The sequence below is a fragment of the Microterricola gilva genome, from assembly GCF_004217495.1.
GTDB classification, from domain to species: domain Bacteria; phylum Actinomycetota; class Actinomycetes; order Actinomycetales; family Microbacteriaceae; genus Microterricola; species Microterricola gilva.
Map to the genome: position 1 here is coordinate 1,661,234 of NZ_SHLC01000001.1, position 18,315 is coordinate 1,679,548.

General features: G+C 66.8%; 22 protein-coding genes. 9 read left to right on the forward strand and 13 right to left on the reverse strand.

Annotated features, from left to right (window positions below; genetic code table 11):
• Nucleotides 1-11: 11 nt before the first annotated feature.
• Entirely contained in the window at nucleotides 12-158 is a 147-nt protein-coding gene (locus EV379_RS17385) for a hypothetical protein (protein ID WP_242616286.1), read from the reverse strand.
• Nucleotides 158-673, reverse strand: a complete 516-nt coding sequence (locus tag EV379_RS07720; protein WP_130505624.1) for a GNAT family N-acetyltransferase — start codon at nucleotides 671-673, stop codon at nucleotides 158-160. Before EV379_RS07720 ends, EV379_RS17385 begins: the two co-directional genes overlap by 1 nt.
• Before the next feature lie 71 nt (nucleotides 674-744).
• Between EV379_RS07720 and EV379_RS07725 the strand changes: the two genes are divergently transcribed.
• Nucleotides 745-1,275: a P-loop nucleotide/nucleoside kinase family protein gene (locus EV379_RS07725; RefSeq protein WP_130505625.1), complete on the forward strand. Its 531-nt coding sequence runs from the start codon at nucleotides 745-747 to the stop codon at nucleotides 1,273-1,275.
• Here the strand turns inward: EV379_RS07725 and EV379_RS07730 are convergent.
• Together EV379_RS07730 and EV379_RS07735 are read right to left on the reverse strand one after the other, a co-directional pair.
• On the reverse strand, nucleotides 1,272-1,625 hold the full coding sequence (locus EV379_RS07730) for a VOC family protein (RefSeq protein ID WP_130505626.1): 354 nt from the start codon (nucleotides 1,623-1,625) through the stop codon (nucleotides 1,272-1,274). The two genes, EV379_RS07725 and EV379_RS07730, sit on opposite strands and share 4 nt — an antisense overlap.
• Before the next feature lie 40 nt (nucleotides 1,626-1,665).
• Nucleotides 1,666-2,331 (reverse strand): GAP family protein, encoded by a 666-nt coding sequence (locus EV379_RS07735; RefSeq protein ID WP_130505627.1) that lies wholly within the window; start codon nucleotides 2,329-2,331, stop codon nucleotides 1,666-1,668.
• Between the two features lie 111 nt (nucleotides 2,332-2,442).
• Here EV379_RS07735 and EV379_RS07740 point away from each other — a divergent pair, with 111 nt between their 5' ends.
• Both EV379_RS07740 and EV379_RS07745 read left to right on the forward strand, forming a co-directional pair.
• The gene (locus EV379_RS07740; protein ID WP_130505628.1) at nucleotides 2,443-3,501 is read left to right on the forward strand and encodes a YihY/virulence factor BrkB family protein; all 1,059 of its coding nucleotides are present in this window, start codon (nucleotides 2,443-2,445) and stop codon (nucleotides 3,499-3,501) included.
• Nucleotides 3,502-3,829: 328 nt separating this feature from the next.
• On the forward strand, nucleotides 3,830-5,230 hold the full coding sequence (locus EV379_RS07745; protein ID WP_130505629.1) for an HNH endonuclease signature motif containing protein: 1,401 nt from the start codon (nucleotides 3,830-3,832) through the stop codon (nucleotides 5,228-5,230).
• A gap of 32 nt (nucleotides 5,231-5,262) precedes the next feature.
• Here EV379_RS07745 and EV379_RS07750 read toward each other — a convergent pair whose 3' ends face one another.
• From EV379_RS07750 to dhaK, 8 genes are all read right to left on the reverse strand, one after another.
• Nucleotides 5,263-5,673, reverse strand: a complete 411-nt coding sequence (locus tag EV379_RS07750) for a DUF1801 domain-containing protein (protein ID WP_130505630.1) — start codon at nucleotides 5,671-5,673, stop codon at nucleotides 5,263-5,265.
• A gap of 142 nt (nucleotides 5,674-5,815) precedes the next feature.
• Complete coding sequence (locus EV379_RS07755; protein WP_207226211.1) at nucleotides 5,816-6,265, reverse strand: MarR family winged helix-turn-helix transcriptional regulator; 450 nt, start codon at nucleotides 6,263-6,265, stop codon at nucleotides 5,816-5,818.
• 17 nt (nucleotides 6,266-6,282) lie between these two features.
• Nucleotides 6,283-7,050: a YidC/Oxa1 family membrane protein insertase gene (locus tag EV379_RS07760; RefSeq protein ID WP_130505631.1), complete on the reverse strand. Its 768-nt coding sequence runs from the start codon at nucleotides 7,048-7,050 to the stop codon at nucleotides 6,283-6,285.
• A gap of 88 nt (nucleotides 7,051-7,138) precedes the next feature.
• Nucleotides 7,139-7,435 (reverse strand): hypothetical protein, encoded by a 297-nt coding sequence (locus EV379_RS07765; protein ID WP_130505632.1) that lies wholly within the window; start codon nucleotides 7,433-7,435, stop codon nucleotides 7,139-7,141.
• A 30-nt stretch (nucleotides 7,436-7,465) separates the two neighbouring features.
• Nucleotides 7,466-7,792: a hypothetical protein gene (locus EV379_RS07770; protein WP_130505633.1), complete on the reverse strand. Its 327-nt coding sequence runs from the start codon at nucleotides 7,790-7,792 to the stop codon at nucleotides 7,466-7,468.
• Nucleotides 7,793-7,831: 39 nt separating this feature from the next.
• Nucleotides 7,832-8,536, reverse strand: coding sequence for a dihydroxyacetone kinase phosphoryl donor subunit DhaM (gene dhaM, locus EV379_RS07775; RefSeq protein ID WP_130505634.1), 705 nt, complete (start codon nucleotides 8,534-8,536; stop codon nucleotides 7,832-7,834).
• Nucleotides 8,533-9,186 carry a dihydroxyacetone kinase subunit DhaL gene (gene dhaL, locus EV379_RS07780; RefSeq protein WP_130505635.1) on the reverse strand — a complete coding sequence of 218 codons (654 nt, stop codon included), beginning with the start codon at nucleotides 9,184-9,186 and terminating at the stop codon, nucleotides 8,533-8,535. Before dhaL ends, dhaM begins: the two co-directional genes overlap by 4 nt.
• Complete coding sequence (dhaK, locus tag EV379_RS07785; RefSeq protein ID WP_130505636.1) at nucleotides 9,186-10,187, reverse strand: dihydroxyacetone kinase subunit DhaK; 1,002 nt, start codon at nucleotides 10,185-10,187, stop codon at nucleotides 9,186-9,188. The genes dhaL and dhaK overlap by 1 nt, the downstream gene beginning before the upstream one ends.
• 220 nt (nucleotides 10,188-10,407) lie before the next feature.
• Between dhaK and EV379_RS07790 the strand changes: the two genes are divergently transcribed.
• Both EV379_RS07790 and glpK read left to right on the forward strand, forming a co-directional pair.
• Nucleotides 10,408-11,181, forward strand: coding sequence for an MIP/aquaporin family protein (locus tag EV379_RS07790; protein WP_130505637.1), 774 nt, complete (start codon nucleotides 10,408-10,410; stop codon nucleotides 11,179-11,181).
• 95 nt (nucleotides 11,182-11,276) lie between these two features.
• Nucleotides 11,277-12,791, forward strand: coding sequence for a glycerol kinase GlpK (gene glpK, locus EV379_RS07795; RefSeq protein WP_130505638.1), 1,515 nt, complete (start codon nucleotides 11,277-11,279; stop codon nucleotides 12,789-12,791).
• Nucleotides 12,792-12,810: 19 nt separating this feature from the next.
• Here glpK and trpD read toward each other — a convergent pair whose 3' ends face one another.
• Nucleotides 12,811-13,863, reverse strand: coding sequence for an anthranilate phosphoribosyltransferase (gene trpD, locus EV379_RS07800; RefSeq protein ID WP_130505639.1), 1,053 nt, complete (start codon nucleotides 13,861-13,863; stop codon nucleotides 12,811-12,813).
• 124 nt (nucleotides 13,864-13,987) lie between these two features.
• Here trpD and ctaE point away from each other — a divergent pair, with 124 nt between their 5' ends.
• Genes ctaE through qcrB form a run of 4 tightly spaced genes read left to right on the forward strand, consistent with a single transcriptional unit; the run spans nucleotide 13,988 to nucleotide 18,243 of the window.
• Nucleotides 13,988-14,662 (forward strand): aa3-type cytochrome oxidase subunit III, encoded by a 675-nt coding sequence (ctaE, locus tag EV379_RS07805; protein ID WP_082492290.1) that lies wholly within the window; start codon nucleotides 13,988-13,990, stop codon nucleotides 14,660-14,662.
• A 23-nt stretch (nucleotides 14,663-14,685) separates the two neighbouring features.
• Nucleotides 14,686-15,498, forward strand: a complete 813-nt coding sequence (qcrC, locus tag EV379_RS07810) for a cytochrome bc1 complex diheme cytochrome c subunit (protein ID WP_130505640.1) — start codon at nucleotides 14,686-14,688, stop codon at nucleotides 15,496-15,498.
• 37 nt (nucleotides 15,499-15,535) lie between these two features.
• Nucleotides 15,536-16,615: a cytochrome bc1 complex Rieske iron-sulfur subunit gene (qcrA, locus tag EV379_RS07815; protein ID WP_130505641.1), complete on the forward strand. Its 1,080-nt coding sequence runs from the start codon at nucleotides 15,536-15,538 to the stop codon at nucleotides 16,613-16,615.
• The gene (qcrB, locus tag EV379_RS07820) at nucleotides 16,612-18,243 is read left to right on the forward strand and encodes a cytochrome bc1 complex cytochrome b subunit (RefSeq protein WP_130505642.1); all 1,632 of its coding nucleotides are present in this window, start codon (nucleotides 16,612-16,614) and stop codon (nucleotides 18,241-18,243) included. Before qcrA ends, qcrB begins: the two co-directional genes overlap by 4 nt.
• The last annotated feature ends 72 nt before the right edge of the window (nucleotides 18,244-18,315 follow it).

An 18,315-nucleotide genomic window follows, 5' to 3' on the forward strand; every position in this document is an offset into this window, starting at 1 on the left:
AGATCCCGCTCCTACTGGGCGCGGCGCTCCTGAAAGTGCCGCTCAGCGAAGAACTCGGCAGGCACAAGCCGGGAGTACGCTTCCCGCCAGGTGGCCACGTGGAGCGCGGCAATGTGTGGGGCATCCGCCTGCGACGGCTGCTGGATCGTGAACGTCATCAACGGTCCGCGCTGCTCGTGGGGGCCGAAAGCGGGCGTTCGAAGACGATGTTGCTGGCCACAAAGCCCTGCGTCCGGAAGAAGTCGTGCGCGTCGTCGTTGAATGCCCAGGAGTCGAGTCGTACGGCGTCCGCCCCCATCGACGACGCATAGGTACTGATCTCGTCGAGAAGGAGCTTTCCAACGCCGGTGCGTTGGCTGTATGGGGCGACGGCGATGTGATGCACGTACAGCGAATGTGACGGATGCCGGAAGGGGCTCACGGGCCGCCTGAGCTCTTCGGCAAGGACGTAGCCAACCGCCCGTCCGTCGTCGACAGCCACCAGGACGATGCTCGTGTCGTCGAGTCGCGACCGCAGGAAGTCCCGGAGCGACGCGCGCTCTGGGGCGCGGAATAGGTCCGGCCGACCGGTCGCGTGCAGTTGCTGAATGCCGACACTGAGCTCGACCAGGGCGTCGAGATCGTTGGCGTTGGCCGATCGGACCCTCACTGAAGACGACGCTGCGTTCACCATGCGCCGAGTGTAGTGGCGCACGATGGCCGTCGCACAGCCGCTGCGGCCCGGTGGTCGGCCAGACTAGGCGTATGGCCGCAACCCTCATCCTGATCAATGGTCTGCCCGGTTCTGGGAAATCCACACTCGGGCGCCAGCTCTCGGCGGCGCTCGCCGTTCCCGTCATCTCCAAGGATGTGCTGAAGGAGACGTACGCTGACGTGGCGCTCGGCACCGTGTCGAGCACACGTCTCGGTCAGATCGCGTCGCAGACGATGTGGGAGCTTGCCGCCGCGATTCCAGACGCCGCCATCGTCGAGTCGTGGTGGTACAGCCAGCGGGATCGTGATTTCGTCCTCGCCGGTATCGCCAGGTCTGGCAGCCCCGACGTGGTCGAAATCTGGTGCGATGTTTCCCCGGAGTTGGCGTGGGAACGCTATGACGCGCGCATCCGACACGCGATCCACCCGGTGGGAGCCCAGGCCCGCGTGCCGTGGGAGCAGTGGTGCGCCGATGCGGCGCCGCTTGAGGTCGGCCACTGCATCCGATTCGACACGTCAGGCCCGATCGACCTTGCCGCACTTATGCACAGCCTGGACGCGCTCATCGCCCAGGGCGCCTAGCCCGCCGGCTCCCACAGCTCGATCGGCAGTCCTTCGGGGTCATGGATGCGGGCGAAGCTGCCGTAGTCGGTGCCCGTCCACTCTGGGCGGCGTTCGACGCTGATCCCGGCGGCCTCGAGCCGCGCCACCATGGCGTCGAGCTCGTCGACACGGAGATTGAGCATGAAGGGCTGTTCCGCGGCGAAATAGTCACTGTCGGAGGGGAACGGTGCGAACACGGTCGGGCCCGCCTGTTGTTCCCAGACGCCGCTCTGCCCCGCCTCGATGCCGAGGTGCTCGCTGTACCAGGCCGCCCGTGCCTCCGGATCCGTGCTGCGGAAGAAAAGCCCGCCGATTCCCGTCACGCCCATGGCCTGCCTCCTTGCGATCAGCTGATGGGAGTCAGCTTAGTCAGAAGCTGCCGAGGCTCTCCCCGATCAGCACAACGCCGATGAGAAGCAGAACAATGGCAACCACGACCGCATAGTTCTGCACAAGCCAGGCGCGCACGGAATCCAGCGCCGGGCCCACCCGCTCCTCGGCAAGCCAACAGCCAACAACCGCGACGATGAGCACGATGCACGCCAGGACCGCATAGCCGGCGCTCGCGACGACGATTCCCGCTGTGCCGAGATGCGCACTCGCGATCGTCAGGCCGGCGCCGACGCCGAACGCGAGCTCCTTGGGGTTGACGGCGGAGAGCAGGATGCCGCTGCGAGCGGCTCCGCCCATGGTGCTGTTGTTCAATGACGCCATCCACGAGGGCAGTGCTGCGGTCTCCCCCGACTTCGGGCGAGCGCGCCACTTGACGGCCGCGAGAACGATCAGTCCGATGCCGAGCCCGATTCGGAGCACGGCGGTCACCGGTGACGCGTCGCCCTGCTCGGGCAACAGCTCGGCCCCGAGGGCGACAACGGCGGCGACGAGCACGAGAACAAGGAGGCGGGCGGCCAGGAACGCCGCCCCGGCGCCGAGGCCGGAGCGCGAGCGCAGGAGCAGGATGACTGCAATCGGTGGAATCGGGCTGAGCGCGACGGCTGCGCCGTAGATGAGGAGATCGCCAATGAGTTCAAGCATGAGAGTGACCTCACTCTATCGGCGCCGCTGCGAACGTCGCCGGCGCGACGCATCGCATGAGCCGTGCGCAAGCGGCTTGCCCGGATCCGACGCGCAGAGTGTACTGAGGGGATGACAAGCCGCACGCATCCTGCGCAGCAGCCGGACGGCCAGGACGAGCGACCCGGCGCGGCGGCGCCGCACAGCCCCGCGGCGCTCAACTCCGCACAATGGCGCTACGTTCTCGCGCGCAGCGTGAAGGAGTTCCGCCGCGACCGCTGCCTGGACCAGAGCACTGCGCTTGCGTTCCGTTCTGCGCTCGTGACCTTTCCGACCATGCTCGTCCTGGTGTCGCTGCTCGGCATGCTCGGCGAGACGAGCAGAGTGATGCGCTTCACCGTGGACACGATCGCATCGCTGGGGTCCGACGAGACGGCGAAAAGCGTGCGAGCGCTCTTCGCCGCGCTGGCAGAGGCGCCGGCCGGCTATGCGTTCGTGCTCGGACTTTTCTTACTGATGTGGTCGGCATCCGGATATGTGACGGCGTTCGGCAGGGCCATGAACAGCATCTATGGGGTCGCAGAGGGGCGAACGGCATGGAAGCTGCGCGTCGCCGCTGTTCCCCTCGGAGCGCTTCTGGTGTTCCTGCTGCTCCTTGCCGCCGGGGCAATGCTCCTGGGCGGCGAAATGCTCGGCGGCCTGGATTTGAGTGACGCGGCGGTGCTCGCATGGAACATCGTGCGCGTCCCTCTTGCCTTCGCCCTGGCCGCAACCGTGATCGCGCTCCTCTATTACTTCTCGCCGAACGTCAAACACCCGCGGCTCCGCTGGATGAGTGTCGGCGCCGCCGGCGCACTGACCGTCTGGGTGCTCGCATCGCTCGGACTGACCCTGTACTTTGCCAACTTCTCCTCCTTCGACCGCAGCTACGGGGCGATCGGTGGTGCGCTCGTCTTCCTGCTCTGGTTGTGGTTGAGCAACGTTGCGCTGTTGCTCGGCGGCGAGTTCGACGCGGAGCTGGAGCGGATGCGGCAGCTCCGCAGCGGGCGGGCCGCGGAGGCGCACATATTCATCCAGTTGCGGGACACCTCCGCGGTGTCCACCGCGCAGAATGCGGAGCTCCACGACGTGATCCAAGCGCGGACAATCAAGGAGGAGGCGCGGCGTGCTCGAGACACGCACGCCGACTGACCTCGCCGCCCCCGCTCCTCCCACGCTGGCTCGTGTGAGCGCCAGCGACCGAAGCCCCGAGCCCTCGCCGAACACCGCGCAATCCACGCTGGCTGGAGGGAGCGCCAGCGACCGAAGCCCTGAACCCTCGCGGAATCCCGCGCAACCCACGCTGGCTTGAGGGAGCGCCAGCGACCGAAGCCCTGACACAACCGAACACTCCGCCGGTTGAGCTTGTCGAAACCCCGTTGGTCACGGTTCCATCACGGTCGGTGCTGCCTGTGGATAACCCCAGATTCGAGGCCTGTTTGCGGAATGCCGTGTCGGTGGTCGGTGAGACGATCTAGCCATGAGCGAAGCACTGTTGCAGCTCCCCGGATCGGCCGCCGACCCGGTCATCACTGGATGCCTCACCGGCCTCGCCGCGGTCCAATCCTCGATCGGTGCCGCCCAGGCGGAGCAGTACCGCTTCATCGAGACCGCCCGCTCCCACGCGATTGCCACCGCGGACCCGATGGGTCGGTCGCGACGGATCGAGGAGGAGTTCGCGCTCCGCAGCATCACCTCCGAGTTGGCCCTCGCGCTGCGGGTGCACGAGCGCACCATGACCGGACTCATCTACGAGGCGAAGCAACTCGGCACCGTCTTCACCAAATCTCTGTCCGCCCTCGCCGCGGGGACGGTCGGGCAACGGCACGTCCGTGAGATCCTCGCCCAGGCCGTCACTCTCCCACCCGAACTCCATGCCCGCTTCGAAGCGGAAGCACTGGTGCAGGCGGCCGCACAAACGCCGACCGCGTTCCGCCGGACGGCGGCCCGGATCCGGGAACGCCTCCACCCCGACTCCCTCACCGTGCGGGCGGCGAAGGGCCGGGCGGAGCGCCGGCTGTGGTTCGAACCCGATGCGGACGGGATGGCGTGGCTGCACCTGTACTTGGAAGCGGAGAAGGCGATCGCGATCACCGAACGGATCAGCCACCTCGCCGACCAGGCCCAGGCTGAGGCCCTGGACAGCGCCGAGCTGCCCGAGACGGCAGCCGCGCTGACCTCGGGGCCGCACGCCCAGCTCGAGGCGGACATCGCCGCCGAACTGCTGCTCAGCCCACCCGCTCCGCCCGCAGACGGCGCCTCGACGTCGCAGATGCCCGGGCTGGCGTTCTCTCGCCCCGAGGTCTTCGTCGCCGTGCCGAAGCTGACTATCCCGTACGCGACCCTCATCGGCCAGACCGATGACCCGGCGGAGCTCCACGGCTACGGGCCGATCGACGCCGACACCGCCCGCCGGCTCGTCGCCGCAGCCCCGACACTGCACCGGATCCTCGTCGACCCGGTCGACGGGACCCCGCTGCAGTTGGACCCGCGGAAGTACCCGCTGACGAAGGCGTTGCGCCGGTGGATCCTGTATCGGGACCAGATCTGTCGTTTCCCCGGCTGCACCCGGAAGGCGGAACGGTCCGAGATCGACCACACCCACCCCTTCGGGTACGACGGGCTCAGCGAAGAGGACAACCTGGCGGTGCTGTGCAAGAAACACCACCGCCTCAAGCACAACTCCCGCTGGCGGGTCCGGCAGCTTGGGCTGGGTGGTCTGCGCTGGGTCAGCCCGGCCGGCGGGATCTACGACACGCACCCGGCCCCACCCAGCAGCCGAAAACCCCCGGGCGACCCGCCAGCCCCGCCGTTTGAGCCGCCCCCGCTGGTTGAGCCTGTCGAAACCACAACGAACTTCCCGGATACCCCGCCGTTCTGACCCCGGCACGGCGCCGAGGGAACGAGCGGCAGCTACTTTCTCGCGGTAAGAGTGGCATGGGAGGACCGGACGATCGACTCGAGCACGGCGAGGTCGACCTTGTCCAGGTCCTTGATGTAGAGGCATCCGACGCCTGACGTGAACTCTCCGAGACGCGCGAGCGCGTCGTCGTGCGCGCCGATGCCGTCGGCCAGGTAGATCGACATTGCTGCCTTGCGTGGCGAGAAGCCCGCGGCAGGCGCGTCACCCTCACGTCCGCTGGCGTACCTGTAGTGATACTGCCCGAATCCGACGATCGACGGACCCCACAGCACGGGCGACTCCCCCGTGATCCGTCCGAACAACTCGAGAAGCGTCTGCGCATCGCGTCGACGCACGGGATGCGCGACGGCGGCGACATACTCCAGCGCTGCTGTGTTGGAGGTCGAGGGTTCGGTGCTCACCGTTCCAGTGTACGAAGCCGAGACGCGCCTGTCGCCCGGCGCTCAGTGCGATGACGCAGCGGCCGGCACGGAGCGCGCATCCCGGACGAAGGCCGCTGATCCGCTGCTTCGAACTCCACCGCGGTGCGCAGCCTGGACGCCATCACGTTGCCGCCGCTTCGATGAGCTGCTGCAGACGGTTGACGGTCCGGTCCAAGCCGCGCGAGAAGGCAGCCAATTCGGCTGGCTTCCAATCACCGAAGAGCTGACGGGTGAACTCGTCCTGCTCCGCTGCCAGCTTGGCGACGAGCGCCTCCCCGGCACCGGTCAACGTAACCAGCGTGGCGCGCCGGTCGTTCGGGTGCGGCTCCCTGGTCACAAAACCGTCGGCAACGAGCCCGTCGACGAGCCCGGTGATGTTTCGGGGACTCACGTGCAGGGAATCGGCGAGCTCGCGCTGCGTTCGCGGCCCGGCCGCCGCAATCACCCACAGAACCGGCGCGCGCGATCGGGAGATCCCGTCGCGCGCCAGGCTCTCGTCCATGTCGCGCCCGAGCAGCACGGTGAGCTGCAACAGGCGGTCAAGGGCAGCGATGGAAGCAGAATCAGACACACTGTGATGTTACTTCATCATGTTGTTAGTTCAGCGGTCGAGGCCCGTCGTTCCGCGCGACGGCGCAGAATGTGCCGCTCGACGAGCGTCCATGCCGTCGTGACTGTGAGGTAGAGCGTTGCCGCCAACGGCACGATCGCGGCGAAGATCACCGTGATGAACGGCATCCAACTCAGCACGCCGCTGACCCTGGCCATCGCGGCCGGCACCTCCTCAGTAGACTGCGCCTGCTGGGCGAGCATGACTCGGCGCGAGGTGTACGCGACCGCGGCGATCACCGCGAACAGCCCGAGGAAGACGGCGGCTCCCGGCCAGGCGGAACTCCCGTTGACGACGGCGAGGAAGCTGGAGCCGAGCGGAACCCCGAGCAGCGTCTCGTGCAGCAGCTCGTTGGGGTGGCCGTTGATCGTGGCGAGGATGAAGAGGCCGTAGACGATGGAGAGCACCGGGGCCTGCGCGAGCGCGGGCAGCATGCCCGCGAATGGGGACGCCTTCTCCTCTGCGTACAGTTCCAGAGTCGCACGCTGGAGCTTCTCCGGGTTCTTCTTGTGCCGGGTTTGCAGCTCGCGCAGCTTCGGCGCCATCCTGCGCCGCGTGACCTCTGCCCGCGCCTGGGCGGCACCGAGCGGGATCAAGTAGATGCGCACCAGGACGGTGAGGGCGACGATGGCGAGTGCCATCGCTGAGGCGCCGGCGAGCGGCGTGAAGAGGGAGGCGAGGCCGTTGACGGCCGTTGAGGCAAGTTCGAGCAGCGCCGCGATGGGCGCGAAAGCGTAGAGATCCACGAGGGAGGGTCCAATCAGGCAGAGGAATGTGCGGTCACATACGCGACCGCGCCGCTGCCTGCGAATCCATCGATTCGCAGCAGGCTGACTACGCGGTCGCCTCTGCCCGGGCCGGAGCCCTGGTGCGGGGCCTGCCCGCTGTGTTCGGATGCTGTGGCTCGATGGCGCGCGAGAGCACCTCGCTGTGCGCCCGTGAGCGGGCGCCGACGTGCAACTCCCCCGCCGCGATGCCGACCGCGAGATAGCGGGCACCGAGGGTGAATGCGGCGGCGAGCATCACCGCGGTGGTGAGCAGCGCGGCATCCGACGGCGTCTGCAGCACCAGCGCGTACGCGACGAATGCGACGGTCAGTGTGACCGCCATTCGCTCCTGCAGCGCCTTCATGAGTGCGAGCCTACCCTCCCGGGCCGACGGTCACTCGCGTTTGGCGAGCTTCTCCAGCCGATGCGCGGATGCCGGCATGCCCAGCTCCCCCAGTGGCTCGTGGTGCGCGGGGCTCGGTCGCCGCGCGTCATCGGGCACGGGGCAGTGCACGATCACGTTCGCGCTCGACTCGTCGATGTTGTGCTCGCGCATCTGATGCCCGCAGAGTGGACACAGCCTCAGGGCGACCGGAACCTCCTCCTCGGCGCCCACGGAGATCGGAGGAGAACCGATTGCTTTCTCGACCTGCCTGTTCACTCGTTCAAAGAATCGCACGAAGGCATTTTCTTCAGCCTGCGTGACATCGTCGCGGCTCATGGCGTCATACTACGCCCGCCGCGTCGCTCGTCAACAGAGTCAGGCCTCGCCGAAGCCCGACTCGACCAGGGTGGCCAGTGCATCGACCGCGTCAGAGCCGACCGGATCCTCGCTGGCCAGCACGATCGTCGTTCCCTTGACCAACCCCATCGCCATGATGCCGAGCAGGCTGCGTGCATCGGTGCCGTTCACCGTCACCCGCGCTGGGAAGGTGTTCGCGAGCTTGACGAAGTCGGCAGCGGGGCGCGCGTGCAAGCCGTCCTTGTTGATCAACGTCACGGTGCGCGAGTAGCCGCTCGCCGGCTCGGGCTCCGCCTGCTCCGCCGATTCCGCGCTTCCCGCGCTCAGCGCTGTCGTGCCGCCTGCCGACTCCGCCGCCTCCATGACCGCGTGCAGCGTGCCGCCGACCTCGCTCGCGACCGCGGCGGCGACGCCGCCCTCGATCAGGGGCGCGTCCACGATGCGCACGCGCTCGCGCACGGAATCGTCGAGGAAGTCCAGCGCGGTCTCCGCGGTCAGGATGGCCGAGCCGAGATCGCAGAGCAGGACGACGCCGACACCCTGGTCGACGGCCGCGATGGCCGCGGACACCTTGCCGAAACTCGTGCCGATCCGGCCGTCATCCGTGCCACCGGCCGCGGCCATCGGCGCGTTCTGCGCCATCTGGCCGGCGAGTTCGCGCAGGCCGTCGGCGATCTTGTCGCTGTGCGAGACGAAGACGAGGCCGACCCTGGCGGCGGTCATGCCTGTGCTCCTGCCCGGGCAACCTGCTCTGCCGCGCGCAGCAGCAATGCGCTTGACTGAGCCCCGGGGTCGCGGTGGCCGATGGCCCGCTCCCCCAGATAGCTGGCGCGCCCCTTGCGGGCCACGAGTGGTTCGGTAGCCTCCGCGCCGCGTTCCGCGGCGTCCGCTGCCGCCTTCAGCACCTCGTAGGGGCTCGCTCCGGCTGCGGCAGCGGCCGTGGCGGCGTCGACGGCCGGCGTCCACGCGTCGATCATCGTCTTGTCTCCCGGCTCCGCCTTGCCCCGGAGCACCACGCCGTCTCTGGCGGCGGTGAGCGCCAGAACGAGCGCAGCGGCGTCCAGCTGTTCCTCCGCGCCGACCGCGAGTGATGCCTTCAGAAATGCCGTGCCGTAGAGCGGGCCAGCGGCTCCTCCCACCGTGGAGATGAGCGTCGTAGCGACGACCTTGAAAACGTCGCCAGGGGTGGCGGAGTCCGGCAGCTCATCGAGCTTGCCGAGCGCCGCCTGAAATCCCCTGTCCATGTTCTCGCCGTGGTCGCCGTCGCCGATCTCCCGATCGAGGGTGATCAGGGCCACCCGGTTCTCGGCCAAAACCTCGGCCGATGCGGTGATCCAGGCCCGTGCCCAGTCCGCTCCGAGGCTCGCGCCCATCAGCGCCCCCACCGCAGCGCAGCGGTCTGCACCGGGGCATCCCAGAGCGCGGTGAGCTCGTCATCGAGCTTGAGCACCGAGATCGACACCCCCTGCATCTCGAGCGAGGTCGTGAAGTTGCCGACCAGCGAGCGGGCAACGGTCACTCCGCGCTCGGCGAGGATCTCGGCGGCACGACGGTAGACGATGTAGAGCTCCACCTGCGGCGTTCCGCCCATGCCGTTGACGAGAAGCAGAGCGTCCTCCCCCGCCGCGAACGGCATGTCGTCCAGCACAGCGCCGAGCAGTCGAGCGACGATGGCATCCGCCGGTTCGAGCTTGATGCGCTCGCGGCCGGGCTCGCCATGGATGCCGATGCCGATCTCGATTTCGTCGTCGGCGAGCGTGAAGCTCGGCTCGCCGGCGTGCGGCACGACGCAGGCGGTCAGTGCGACGCCCATCGTGCGCACGCGGGAGTTGACCTTCGTGGCGATCGCGGCGACCGCGGCGAGGTCGTCGCCCCGCTCGGCGGCAGCGCCCGCGATCTTCTCGACCAGCACCGTACCCGCAACACCGCGGCGGCCGGCCGTGTACAGCGAGTCCTTCACCGCGACGTCGTCGTCGACGATGACGGATGCCACCTCAATGCCGTCAGCGGCTGCGAGGTCGGCGGCCGTCTCGAAGTTCAGCACGTCACCGGTGTAGTTCTTCACGATGTGGAGCACGCCTGCTCCGCCGTCGACGGCCTTCGTGGCGGCGACGATGGGGTCGGGGGTCGGCGAGGTGAACACCGGGCCCGGCACCGCGGCATCCAGCATGCCGTAGCCGACGAATCCGGCGTGCAGTGGCTCGTGGCCGCTGCCACCGCCGCTGACGATTCCGACCTTGCCGGCGCGCGGAGCATCGCTGCGCACGACGAAGACGGGGTCGAGCTCCGCACGGACGATGTCACTGTGCGCGATGGCGAAGCCGCCGACCGCCTCGGTGACGACGTTCTTCGGGTCATTGATGAGTTTCTTCACAAGCTTTCCTTCCGTTGAAGGCCTCCACGCTCCGATGCGTGGAAGGCGAATCACTCGGCTACTCAGCCCAAACTACGGCTAAATGCGCGCCCGCGGTAGCCCGCGACGTGGGGTTTGGGGCAGGCCATTCCCATCCGAGCCGCCCAGCACTATGTTGTTAGGCATCGGAGCGTTGCAACGCCCTTGATCGGCCGCGCAGCGACGAACAAGAAAGGTCAACGTGGACAATCTCGGAGTTCTCTTCCTGTCAGAGCTGGTCGGCACCGCGATGCTCGTGCTGCTCGGCTGTGGAGTCGTCGCCAACGTCGCGCTTGCCAAAAACAAGGGCTTCGGCGGCGGCTTCCTCATGGTGACCATCGGCTGGGGCCTCGCGGTCTTCGCCGGTGTCATCGTCGCTTACGCCTCTGGCGCCCACATCAACCCAGCCGTCACGCTCGGCCTCGTCGCCAACGGCGCGACCGAGTTCGGCAACGCCGCGCTCGGCGTAACAGTCCCGGTCTCTGCCGTGTCGGTTCTGGCTTACATCGGCGCGCAGTTGATCGGAGCCATCATCGGCGCCGTCGTGGTGTGGTTGGCGTACAAGCAGCACTTCGACCAGGAGCCGGAGCCGGCCAACAAGCTCGGCGTTTTCTCGACCGGTCCCGCCATCCGCTCCTACGGCTGGAACCTCGTCACAGAGATCATCGGCACCTTCGTGCTGGTGTTCGTCGTGATCGGCTTCGGCCGCAACGGTGACGCGGGCGGGCTCGCATCCCTCGGTGCGCTCCCCGTTGCGCTGCTCGTTATCGGTATCGGCGCCTCCCTCGGTGGCCCGACCGGCTACGCCATCAACCCTGCCCGTGACCTCGGCCCGCGCATCGCGCACTTCATCCTGCCGATCCAGGGCAAGGGCGGCTCGGACTGGAGCTACTCCTGGGTCCCGGTCGTCGGCCCGATCATCGGTGGCTTGCTCGCCGGCTGGTCAGCCCTCCTGTTGCTCCCCATCATCACCTGACCCCCAGAGGGCCGGCTCGGCAGATCCGAGCCGGCCCTCATTCTTTTTGACCCTCAGACCCCTCGCTTCACCGACTCTCGCAAAGGAGCACCCCCATGGCTGACTACGTACTCGCCATTGACCAAGGCACCACGAGTTCGCGCGCCATCATCTTCGACAAGGCCGGATCGATCGTCTCGACCGGGCAGCTCGAGCACGAGCAGATCTTCCCCCAGGCCGGCTGGGTCGAGCACAACGCGACCCAGATCTGGGACAACGTGCGTGAGGTGATCGGCCAGGCCCTCGGCAAGGCGAACCTGACCCGTCACGACATCGCATCGGTCGGCATCACGAACCAGCGCGAGACCGCCGTGGTGTGGAACAAGAACACGGGCAGGCCCGTCTACAACGCCATCGTCTGGCAGGACACCCGCACCCAGCCGATCGTGGACCGCCTCGCGGCCGACGGCGGCGTCGAACGCTTCAAGCAGCAGGTCGGGCTGCCGCTGGCCACCTACTTCTCCGGCACGAAGATCGTCTGGATCCTCGAGAACGTTCCGGGAGCGCGTGAGGCGGCGGATGCCGGCGAGCTCCTCTTCGGCACGACAGACTGCTGGGTGCTCTGGAACCTGACGGGCGGCGTCGACGGCGGTGTGCACGCCACGGATGTGACGAACGCCAGCCGCACGCTGTTCATGGACCTCGAGACCCTGCAGTGGGACGACGACATTCTCGCCGCCTTCGACGTGCCGCGGTCGATGCTGCCAGACATCCGCTCCTCCTCCGAGGTCTACGGGGTCGCGCACGAGAACTCGCTGCTGCGCGAGACCCCGATCGCCGGCATCCTCGGCGACCAGCAGGCAGCCACGTTCGGCCAGGCCGCGTTCGACACCGGAGAGTCGAAGAACACCTACGGGACAGGCAACTTCCTCATCTTCAACACCGGTGAGGAGATCGTCCACTCCAAGAACGGCCTGCTGACGACGCTCGGCTACAAGCTCGGCGACGCGAAGCCGCACTACGCACTCGAGGGCTCGATTGCCGTGACCGGTTCGCTGATCCAGTGGCTCCGCGACAACCTGGGGCTGTTCAGCTCGGCCGCGGAGGTGGAGGCACTCGCCCAGACGGTCGAGGACAACGGCGGTGCCTACTTCGTGCCGGCGTTCTCCGGGCTCTTCGCCCCGTACTGGCGACCGGATGCGCGCGGCGCGCTGGTCGGGCTGACCCGTTACGTGAACAAGGGCCACATCGCGCGCGCAGCCCTCGAGGCCACCGCGTTCCAGACCCGCGAGGTGCTGGATGCCGTCAACGCCGACTCCGGCGTCGACCTGACCGAGCTGAAGGTCGACGGCGGCATGATCGCCAACAACCTGCTCATGCAGTTCCAGGCCGACATCCTCGGCGTTCCGGTCGTCCGCCCGGTCGTGGCCGAGACGACGGCGCTCGGCGCCGCATACGCCGCCGGCCTGGCCGTCGGATTCTGGAGCGGGCTCGACGAACTGCGCGCGAACTGGCAGGAAGACAGCCGGTGGACCCCACAGATGGATCCGAAGGAAGCTGAGCGACTGTTGCGCAACTGGAAGAAGGCCGTCACGAAGACCCTCGATTGGGTCGACGACGACGTCAAGTAGTGCCGGTGGGTCGGGGCGTCTACGCCTTCGACGCCTCGACCCACTTGGCCAGCTTGCTCGCGGCCGCGCCGGAGTCGATCGTCTCCGCCGCGACGGCCATCTTCGCGCTGAAACGCTCGAGGATGCTGATCTGGCTCTGGGCCGGATCGTTGGCCAGGTCGAAGGAGACGAGACCGGCCGCGGCGTTCAGGAGGACGATGTCGCGCACAGGTCCGGACTCCCCCGCGAAGGTGCGGTGCACGACGGCCGCGTTGTGCTCGGCGTCGCCGCCGAGCAGATCGCTCATCTTCGCCCGCTGCACGCCCAGATCGCGGGGGTCGATGTCGTGCTCGGTCACGAGACCGCGCGACACCTCCCAGACGTGGCTGTGGCCGGTGGTCGTCATCTCGTCGAGACCGTCGTCCCCGCGGAAAACGAGAGCGGTTGCTCCGCGCGTCTGGAACACGCCGACGAAGAGGGGAACCCGATCGAGCTGGGCGACGCCGACGGCGGATGCCTCGGGGCGGGCCGGGTTGCAGAGCGGGCCGAGGTAGTTGAAGACCGTCGGGATGCCGAGCTGGCTGCGCACCGCTCCCGCGTGCCGGAAACCGGGGTGGAACGCCGCGGCGTACGCGAAGGTGATGCCGGCCTCGGAGAGAATCTCGGCGACACGCCCAGCGGAGAGGGTGAGGTCGATTCCGAGGGCCGCGAGCACATCGGAGGAACCGGATGCCGAGCTCGCCGCTCGGTTGCCGTGCTTGATGACGGGAACACCGGCGGCGGCCGAGACGACGGAGGCCATCGTCGACACGTTCACGGTGCCGAAGCGGTCACCGCCCGTTCCGACGATGTCCAGTGCCATGGAATCGACCTCGAGGGGCACGGCGTGGTCCAGGATCGCGTCGCGGAAACCGACGATTTCGTTGACGGTTTCGCCCTTCGCCCGCAGCGCGACAAGGAACGCGGCGAGCTGAGCTTCGCTCGCTTCACCGATCATGACCTGATCCATGCACCAGGCGGCATCCGCGACACTCAGGTCTTCGCCGGCGAGCAGCGAAGTGAGAACGGATGGCCACGACTGAATCTCAAGCATGTGCTCAATCCTAGGAGCACAGAGATTCCCTGCCGATACACAGTGACTCACCGCTGATTCTCAGCGTTCTGGGGTTGAAACTAAGGCTCCCCTAACCAAAGTTTTCGGCGACAGACCGCCCTGAATGGGAAAACCCTGCGAGTATTTCGGCCATAATGGAGGAGTGACGAGCACTTCAATTACTCAGCCGGCCAGCGCGCCCGCCATCAACAGGCCCAATACCGTGGCGGTGGGCACCATCGTCTGGCTGGGCAGCGAGGTCATGTTCTTCGCTGGCCTCTTTGCCATTTACTTCACCTTGCGCTCCACGAGCCCAGAGCTGTGGGAGTTTGAGACCGCGCGTCACAACTTCCCCTTCGCGCTGACGAACACGCTGATCCTCATCGCGTCCTCGTTCACGTGCCAGTTCGGTGTCTTCGCGGCCGAGAGGATGCAGGCGCGCTCCACCGGCTGGAAGCCCACGCAGTGGGGCACCGTCGAGTGGTTCTTCCTCACCTACGCGCTCGGTGCGATCTTCGTCGCCGGTCAGATCTTCGAGTACGCCACCCTGGTGTCTGAGGGCATCTCGCTCTCCTCCAACGCGTACGGCTCGGCGTTCTACATCACCACCGGCTTCCACGGCATCCACGTGACGGCAGGCCTCTTCGCCTTCCTGCTCGTGATCGGTCGCTTCTTCTCGGTGCAGGGCCGCAACTTCGGCCACCGCGAAGCCACCAGCGCCATCGTCGTTTCTTACTACTGGCACTTCGTCGACGTCGTCTGGATCGGGCTCTTCCTGGTCATCTACGTTCTCAAATAGCAATCAGGAGCGGATCACTTCCCATGACCGAGAACCCCAAGCCCACGAAACGCGCAGCGCGTAAGACTGGTCGCCGTCATCCCCTGGCGACCGTCGCACTGCTCGCAATCGGACTGGTCTTCACCGGCGGCGCATACACCGCCTTCAGTGCGAGCACCGCGTCGGCTGAGACCGACATCACCTCGCAGCAGACCATCGACGAGGGCAAGAAGCTCTTCCAGGCGAACTGCGCAACCTGCCACGGCCTCGAGGCCCAGGGCACCGGTGACGGCCCGAGCCTGATCGGTGTCGGCGCCGCCGCCGTCGACTTCCAGGTCGGCACCGGCCGCATGCCGATGCAGATGCACGGCCCGCAGGCCGAAGAGAAGCCTGTCCAGTTCACCGAGGAGCAGATCAAGGCACTCGCAGCCTTCGTCGCCTCAACGGCCCCCGGCCCCGCCATCCCGGATCCCGAACTCGTCGACGGCGGCGGAAACGCCGCAAACGGCGCAGAGCTGTTCCGCATCAACTGCGCGATGTGCCACAACGTGGCCGGCGCAGGTGGAGCTCTCACCGAGGGCAAGTTCGCCCCGGCGCTGACCGACGTCTCCGGCACGCACATCTACGAGGCCATGGTCACCGGCCCGCAGAACATGCCCGTCTTCAGCGACATGAACATCAGCCCCGAGGACAAGCGCGACATCATCACGTACCTGAAGTACGTGCAGGACAACCGCTCCCCCGGCGGATTCGAGCTCGGTGCGCTCGGCCCCGTTTCAGAGGGTCTGTTCATCTGGATCTTTGGTCTCGGCGCGATTGTTGCCCTGACCGTGTGGATCACGGCAAAGTCCAACTGATCTACGCAAGCAATGACACAGCGTACAAAGGAGAACCATGGCACAGGACGATAACGGCGGTAAGGACATCACCGCTGCCGATTCGTCGGGCCTCGCCCATGCGGAAGAATCCGCAGGCCTCGCCGTCATCACGCGCGACGCCCTGACCGACCCCGGATTGCCGCCGCACCGCGCGCGCATCACGGATGTCGATCCGAAGGCTGAGAAGCGCGCAGAGCGCACCGTCTACACGCTCTTCTACCTGTCGATCGTCGGCAGCATCTGGGCGGTCGCCGCCTACATGCTCTTCCCGATGGAGTCGAACAACGTCGGAGACGTGCGACTGAACAACATGTTCGTCGGCCTCGGCATCACCCTCGGGCTCCTCGCCATCGGCATCGGTGCTGTGCACTGGGCCAAGGCGCTCATGTCCGACAAAGAGGGCATCGACGTCCGCCACACCACCCGTGGCACGGAAGAGACCCGCGCCCGCGCGGTCGAGATCTTCCAGGAAGCCAACGAGGAGTCCGGTTTCGGCCGTCGCACCCTGATCCGCAACACGCTGATCGGCGCGCTCGTCGCCTTCCCGCTCCCCGCCGTCGTTCTGTTCCGCGGCCTCGCGCCGCAGGGCGAGAACCCGGTCGAGCTGCTCTCGCACACCATGTGGGCGAAGGGCACCCGCCTCGCGAGTGACCCGAGCGGCGCTCCGATCAAGGCGTCGGACGTCACCCTGGGCAGCGCGTTCCACGTGATCCCCGAGGGCCTCACGGACCTCGGTCACGGCGAGGGCTACCTCGAGGAGAAGGCGAAGGCAGTCGTTCTGCTGATGCGCCTGAAGCCAGAGGATCTGCACGAGCTTCCCGAGCGTGCCGGCTGGTCGTACGACGGCATCGTCGCCTACTCCAAGATCTGCACCCACGTTGGTTGCCCTGTCGCTCTCTACGAGCAGCAGACGCACCACCTGCTCTGCCCGTGCCACCAATCGCAGTTCGACGTGTCCAACCACTGTGAGGTCATCTTCGGACCGGCCGCTCGCGCGTTGCCACAGCTGCCGATTGCTGTGGACGACGAGGGCTACCTCATCGCACAGAGCGACTTCACTGAACCTGTCGGCCCGAGCTTCTGGGAGCGTCATTGAGCACCGCAACTACCACGAGCGCACCGACGTCCTCGGACTCGGCAGCGCAGAAGCCCGGTGGGTTCACGGCCGCCGCAGCGAACTACCTTGACGAGCGCACCAGCGTCTCCGGTGCCGTCAAGGAGTTCGGTCGCAAGATCTTCCCCGACCACTGGTCGTTCCTGCTCGGTGAGGTGGCGCTCTTCTCGTTCGTCGTCATCCTGCTCTCGGGATCGTTCCTGACGTTCTTCTTCCAGGCCTCCATGGTCGAGGTGCACTACGACGGCTCCTACGTGCCGCTCAAGGGTGTTGCCATGTCGGCGGCGATGTCGTCGACGATGGACATCTCCTTCGACATCCGTGGCGGACTGCTGATGCGCCAGGTGCACCACTGGGCTGCCCTGCTCTTCGTGGCATCCATCGGCCTGCACATGCTCCGCATCTTCTTCACCGGTGCATTCCGCAAGCCGCGTGAGCTCAACTGGGTGATCGGCTTCGTGCTCTTCATCCTGGCCATGGCAGAGGGCTTCACCGGCTACTCGCTCCCCGATGACCTGCTCTCCGGCAACGGCCTCCGCATCATCGATGGAATCATCAAGGGCATCCCCGTCATCGGAACCTGGACCTCGTTCCTGTTCTTCGGCGGCGAGTTCCCCGGCGACCAGATCGTCGGCCGCCTGTACACGCTGCACATCCTGTTGCTGCCCGCGATCGTCGTGCTGTTCATCGCACTGCACCTGCTCTTCGTCGTCGTGCACAAGCACACGCAGTACCCGGGTGCAGGCAAGAACGAGCAGACCGTCGTCGGCTACCCGGTCCTGCCGGTGTACGCCGCGAAGGCCGGTGGATTCTTCTTCATCGTCTTCGGCATCGTCACGCTGATCGCCTCGCTGTTCACGATCAACCCGATCTGGAACTACGGGCCGTACGACCCGTCCCCCGTTTCCGCCGGTACCCAGCCTGACTGGTACATCGGATTCGCCGACGGCGCGCTGCGTCTCGTTCCGCCGGGCTGGGAGTTCGTGCTGTTCGACCGCACCTGGTCGTTCAACATCCTGGCTCCGCTGATCATCATCGGCATCTTCATCGTGCTGGTTCTGATCTACCCGTTCATCGAGGCCTGGATCACTGGCGACAAGCGCGAGCACCACGTGCTCGACCGCCCGCGCAACGCTCCGACCCGTACCGCGATCGGTGCAGCCGGTGTCACGTTCTACGCCGCCCTCTGGGCAGCGGCCAGCTCGGACATCATCGCGACGCACTTCAAGCTGACGATGGAGGGCGTGATCCACGGCCTCCAGGCGATGCTGATCCTCGGACCGTTTGTGGCCTACTTCATCACGAAGCGCGTCTGCATCGCCCTGCAGAAGAAGGATCGCGAGATCGTCCTGCACGGTTTCGAGTCCGGTCGCATCGTCAAGCTGCCCGGCGGCGAGTTCATCGAGGTGCACGAGCCCCTCGACGAGTACGAGCGCTGGCGCCTGGTCGACTACAAGGACTACAAGCCGCTGATGATCCGCCCGAACGCCAAGGGCAAGATCACCGCCGGCCAGCACCTGCGTGCTGCCATCTCGCGCTGGTTCTTCGAAGACCGCATCGCTCCCGTCAGCAAGGCGGAGATCGAGCAGTCGCACGGAGAGCACCACTAGCGAGAACCGCTTGATCGGGGCGTTGGAGACGTACACACGTCTCCAACGCCCTTCTCATTTGTGTCCACCGTC